Annotated in this window: 4 protein-coding genes, 1 tRNA gene and 1 other RNA gene; 4 read left to right on the plus strand and 2 right to left on the minus strand. The window is 54.1% G+C overall.

Annotated features, from left to right (window positions below; genetic code table 11):
• From FDW87_RS23060 to narI, 4 genes are all read left to right on the plus strand, one after another.
• Positions 1-1,926, plus strand: a 1,926-nt coding sequence (locus FDW87_RS23060) for a nitrate reductase subunit alpha (RefSeq protein ID WP_252363250.1), incomplete at its 5' end; no start/stop codon positions are given.
• Positions 1,923-3,461: a nitrate reductase subunit beta gene (gene narH, locus FDW87_RS18640; RefSeq protein WP_003833388.1), complete on the plus strand. Its 1,539-nt coding sequence runs from the start codon at positions 1,923-1,925 to the stop codon at positions 3,459-3,461. The genes FDW87_RS23060 and narH, both read left to right, overlap by 4 nt.
• On the plus strand, positions 3,458-4,168 hold the full coding sequence (gene narJ, locus FDW87_RS18645; protein ID WP_016153282.1) for a nitrate reductase molybdenum cofactor assembly chaperone: 711 nt from the start codon (positions 3,458-3,460) through the stop codon (positions 4,166-4,168). The genes narH and narJ overlap by 4 nt, the downstream gene beginning before the upstream one ends.
• Positions 4,168-4,845 (plus strand): respiratory nitrate reductase subunit gamma, encoded by a 678-nt coding sequence (narI, locus tag FDW87_RS18650; RefSeq protein ID WP_016153281.1) that lies wholly within the window; start codon positions 4,168-4,170, stop codon positions 4,843-4,845. The genes narJ and narI overlap by 1 nt, the downstream gene beginning before the upstream one ends.
• A gap of 166 nt (positions 4,846-5,011) precedes the next feature.
• Here narI and FDW87_RS18655 read toward each other — a convergent pair.
• Both FDW87_RS18655 and FDW87_RS18660 read right to left on the minus strand, forming a co-directional pair.
• A non-coding RNA gene (locus FDW87_RS18655) (RtT sRNA) lies at positions 5,012-5,143 on the minus strand.
• A 44-nt stretch (positions 5,144-5,187) separates the two neighbouring features.
• A tRNA-Tyr gene (locus FDW87_RS18660) sits at positions 5,188-5,272 on the minus strand.
• Between the last annotated feature and the right edge of the window lie 89 nt (positions 5,273-5,361).

The following is a 5,361-nucleotide window of genomic DNA, read 5'->3' on the forward strand; positions in this document are numbered from 1 at the left end:
AACAGCACCTCCTACTTCTATAACCACTCCAGCCAATGGCGCTATGAGACGGTGACTGCGCAGGAACTGCTGTCCCCGATGGCAGACAAATCCCGCTATAGCGGTCATTTGATTGACTTTAACGTTCGCGCTGAACGTATGGGCTGGTTACCGTCTGCGCCGCAGTTAGGGACTAACCCGCTGTATATCGCGAAAGAAGCGCAGAAAGCAGGTATGACGCCGGTGGACTACACCGTTAAATCCCTGAAAGAAGGTTCTATTCGCTTTGCGGCAGAGCAGCCGGAAAACGGTAAAAACCATCCGCGTAACCTGTTTATCTGGCGTTCAAACCTGCTCGGTTCTTCCGGTAAAGGCCACGAGTACATGCTCAAGTATCTGCTGGGTACTGAACATGGTATTCAGGGCAAAGATCTCGGCCAGCAGAGCGGCGTGAAGCCAGAAGAAGTGGAATGGCAGGATAACGGACTGGACGGCAAACTGGATCTGGTCGTTACGCTGGACTTCCGCCTGTCGAGTACCTGTCTGTATTCCGATATCGTGCTGCCGACCGCTACCTGGTATGAAAAAGACGACATGAATACCTCGGATATGCATCCGTTTATTCATCCTCTGTCTGCGGCCGTTGACCCGGCCTGGGAATCGAAGAGCGACTGGGAAATCTATAAAGCCATCGCCAAGAAATTCTCTGAAGTTTGTGTGGGCCACCTCGGTAAAGAAACCGACGTCGTTACGCTGCCGATACAGCACGACTCCGCCGCTGAACTGGCGCAGCCGCTGGACGTGAAGGACTGGAAAAAAGGGGAATGCGACCTGATTCCAGGTGTTACGGCGCCGCACATCATGACCGTTGAGCGTGATTATCCGGCAACGTACGAGCGTTTCACCTCCATCGGTCCATTGATGGAAAAAATCGGTAACGGCGGTAAAGGGATTGCCTGGAACACCCAGAGCGAAATGGATCTGCTGCGTAAGCTCAACTACACCAAGGCTGACGGTCCGGCGAAAGGCCAACCGATGCTGGATACCGCCATTGATGCTGCTGAGATGATCCTGACGCTGGCTCCGGAAACTAACGGTCAGGTTGCCGTTAAAGCCTGGGCGGCGCTGAGTGAATTTACTGGTCGTGACCATACGCATCTGGCGCTGAATAAAGAAGACGAAAAAATTCGTTTCCGCGACATCCAGGCGCAGCCGCGCAAAATTATCTCCAGTCCGACCTGGTCAGGTCTGGAAGATGAACATGTGTCTTATAACGCCGGTTATACCAACGTTCATGAGCTGATCCCATGGCGTACGCTGTCTGGTCGCCAGCAGTTGTATCAGGATCACCAGTGGATGCGTGACTTCGGTGAGAGCCTGCTGGTGTATCGTCCGCCAATCGACACCCGTTCGGTGAAAGCGGTGATCGGCGAGAAATCTAACGGTAACCCGGAAAAAGCGCTCAACTTCCTGACGCCGCACCAGAAATGGGGTATCCACTCCACCTACAGCGACAACCTGCTGATGCTGACGCTGTCTCGCGGTGGTCCGATTGTGTGGATGAGTGAAGTTGATGCGAAGGATCTGGGTATCGAAGATAACGACTGGATCGAAGTCTTCAACAGCAACGGGGCGCTGACGGCGCGTGCAGTTGTCAGCCAGCGTGTGCCGGCCGGGATGACCATGATGTACCACGCGCAGGAACGTATTGTTAACCTGCCGGGTTCTGAAATCACCCAGCAGCGCGGCGGGATCCACAACTCGGTAACCCGTATTACGCCGAAACCAACTCACATGATCGGTGGTTATGCGCAACTGGCATACGGCTTTAACTACTACGGTACCGTCGGTTCAAACCGCGATGAGTTCGTAGTTGTACGTAAGATGAAGAACATTAACTGGTTGGATGGCGAAGGCAATGACCAGGTACAGGAGAGCGTAAAATGAAAATTCGTTCACAAGTCGGCATGGTGCTGAATCTCGATAAGTGCATCGGCTGCCACACCTGTTCAGTGACCTGCAAAAACGTCTGGACCAGCCGTGAAGGTATGGAGTACGCCTGGTTCAACAACGTCGAAAGTAAGCCTGGCGTTGGCTTCCCGAACGACTGGGAAAACCAGGAAAAATGGAAGGGCGGTTGGATCCGTAAAATCAATGGCAAGCTGCAGCCGCGCATGGGTAACAAAGCACTGCTGCTGGGTAAAATCTTTGCTAACCCGCATCTGCCGGGCATGGATGATTACTATGAGCCGTTTGATTTTGACTACCAAACGTTGCACAACGCCCCAGCAGACAGTAAGGCGCAGCCGATTGCCCGTCCGCGTTCGCTGATCACCGGTCAGCGGATGGATAAAATCACCAGCGGTCCGAACTGGGAAGAAATTCTGGGGGGCGAGTTCGAAAAACGCGCCAAAGACCAGAACTTCGAAAACATGCAGAAGGCGATGTACGGTCAGTTCGAAAATACCTTCATGATGTATCTGCCGCGTTTGTGTGAGCATTGCCTTAACCCGGCGTGCGTGGCGACCTGCCCAAGCGGCGCTATCTACAAGCGTGAAGAAGATGGCATCGTGCTGATCGACCAGGATAAATGTCGCGGCTGGCGTATGTGTATCACTGGCTGCCCGTATAAGAAGATCTACTTCAACTGGAAGAGCGGGAAATCTGAGAAGTGCATTTTCTGCTACCCGCGTATCGAAGCCGGTCAGCCGACCGTTTGTTCCGAAACCTGCGTAGGCCGTATTCGTTACCTCGGCGTACTGCTGTATGACGCAGATGCGATCGAAAGTGCGGCAAGCACGGAGCACGAGAAAGATCTGTACCAGCGTCAACTGGACGTGTTCCTCGATCCAAACGATCCGGCTGTTATTGAACAAGCGCTGAAAGATGGTATTCCGCTGAGCGTCATTGATGCTGCACAGCAGTCGCCGGTTTACAAAATGGCGATGGACTGGAAGCTGGCGCTGCCGCTGCATCCGGAATACCGCACGCTACCGATGGTCTGGTACGTGCCGCCTTTGTCACCGATCCAGTCTGCCGCCGATGCGGGCGAGCTGGGCAGCAACGGTATTCTGCCGGACGTTGACAGTCTGCGTATCCCGGTTCAGTACCTGGCGAACCTGCTGACCGCAGGCGACACTCAGCCGGTACTGTTGGCGCTGAAACGTATGCTGGCGATGCGTCACTACAAACGTGCGGAAACCGTTGACGGTAAAGTTGATACCCGTGCGCTGGAAGAGGTGGGCTTAAGCGAAGCGCAGGCACAGGAAATGTATCGTTATCTGGCGATTGCTAACTACGAAGATCGTTTCGTGGTACCGAGCAGCCATCGTGAACTGGCGCGTGACGCGTTCCCGGAGAAAAGCGGTTGTGGCTTTACCTTCGGTGACGGTTGCCACGGTTCTGATACTAAATTCAATCTGTTCAACAGCCGCCGCATCGACGCTGTCGATGTGACCAGCAAAACGGAGCCGCACCAATGATTGAACTTGTCATTGTTTCGCGTCTGCTCGAGTACCCGGATGCTGCCTTGTGGCAGCATCAGCAGGAACTTTTCGATGCACTCGCGTCATCTGAGAACCTGGATAAAGAGGATGCCCAGACTCTGGGCATTTTCCTGCGCGATCTCACCGCGCAGGACATGCTGGATGTGCAGGCAAGCTATAGCGAACTGTTTGACCGTGGCCGCGCCACCTCGTTGTTGCTGTTTGAACATGTACACGGCGAGTCCCGCGATCGTGGTCAGGCTATGGTTGACTTGATGGCGCAGTATGAACAGCACGGTCTGCAGCTCGACAGCCGCGAACTTCCCGATCATCTGCCGCTGTATCTGGAATACCTTGCGCAGTTGCCGAAAAGCGAAGCATTAGGGGGGTTACAGGATATCGCGCCGATTCTGGCGCTGCTCAGCGCTCGCTTGCAACAGCGTGAAAGCCGTTATGCGGTGCTGTTCGATCTGCTGTTAAAACTGGCGAATACTGTTATCGACAGCGATAAAGTGGCTGAAAAAATTGCAGATGAAGCGCGTGACGATACCCCACAAGCGCTGGATGCGGTCTGGGAAGAAGAGCAGGTGAAATTCTTCGCCGATCAGGGGTGCGGTGAGTCGGAAATTTCCGCTCACCAGCGTCGTTTTGCCGGGGCCGTTGCGCCGCAGTATCTGAATATCACCACCGGAGGACAGCAATAATGCACTTCCTGAATACGTTCTTCTTTGACATCTATCCGTACATCGCGGGTTCTGTCTTTCTGATTGGCAGTTGGCTGCGTTATGACTATGGGCAGTATACCTGGCGCGCGGCTTCCAGTCAGATGCTGGATCGCAAAGGGATGAACCTGGCGTCAAACCTGTTCCACATCGGGATCCTGGGGATTTTTGCCGGGCACTTCCTTGGCATGCTGACACCACACTGGATGTATGAAGCGTGGCTGCCGCTTGAAGTGAAACAAAAGATGGCGATGTTCGCGGGTGGTGCCAGTGGTGTGATGTGTTTGATTGGCGGCGTTCTGCTGCTGAAACGCCGCCTGTTCAGCCCACGTGTGCGGGCGACCACTACCGGAGCGGACATTCTGATCCTCTCCCTGCTGGTGATCCAGTGTGCGCTGGGCCTGCTGACCATTCCGTTCTCCGCCCAGCATATGGACGGCAGCGAGATGATGAAGCTGGTGAACTGGGCGCAAACAGTGGTGACCTTCCAGGGGGGGGCGTCTCAATATCTGGATGGCGTCGCGTTCATTTTCCGTATGCACCTGGTGCTGGGTATGACGCTGTTCCTGTTGTTCCCGTTCTCGCGTCTGGTGCACATCTGGAGCGTTCCGGTCGAATATCTGACGCGCAAATACCAGATTGTTCGTGCGCGTCATTAATCGGTTATCTGTGTAAGACAAGACCCCGCTCCGGCGGGGTTTTTTTACGACTAATTGCCGGATAAGCATTATGCATCAGGCAAATTGCCGACCCGAATTGAGGCTTGATCGAGGGCAAGGTATGGGGCATTACAGATGGATGGGATGCTGGTGCTTTATGAGGTGATGGTGGTGGGGGAAGGATTACTCAGCGCGGTGCGCTTCGCCCTTCGGGTCGTTACCTGCGGCAACGCTTTCTCGCTAAAGCTCGAATCGAACCTTAGTCGAAGCTTCTCATCCTTCCCGCTTGGGCAGAATATGAGACATTACAGATGGATTGGATGCTGGTGCTTTATGAGGTGATGGTGGTGGGGGAAGGATTCGAACCTTCGAAGTCGATGACGGCAGATTTACAGTCTGCTCCCTTTGGCCGCTCGGGAACCCCACCAGGGGTATACTAATTTTATGAATCTATCGGAATGAATGGTGGTGGGGGAAGGATTCGAACCTTCGAAGTCGATGACGGCAGATTTACAG

This window comes from Citrobacter sp. wls826 (assembly GCF_005281245.1).
Taxonomy (GTDB): domain Bacteria; phylum Pseudomonadota; class Gammaproteobacteria; order Enterobacterales; family Enterobacteriaceae; genus Citrobacter; species Citrobacter braakii.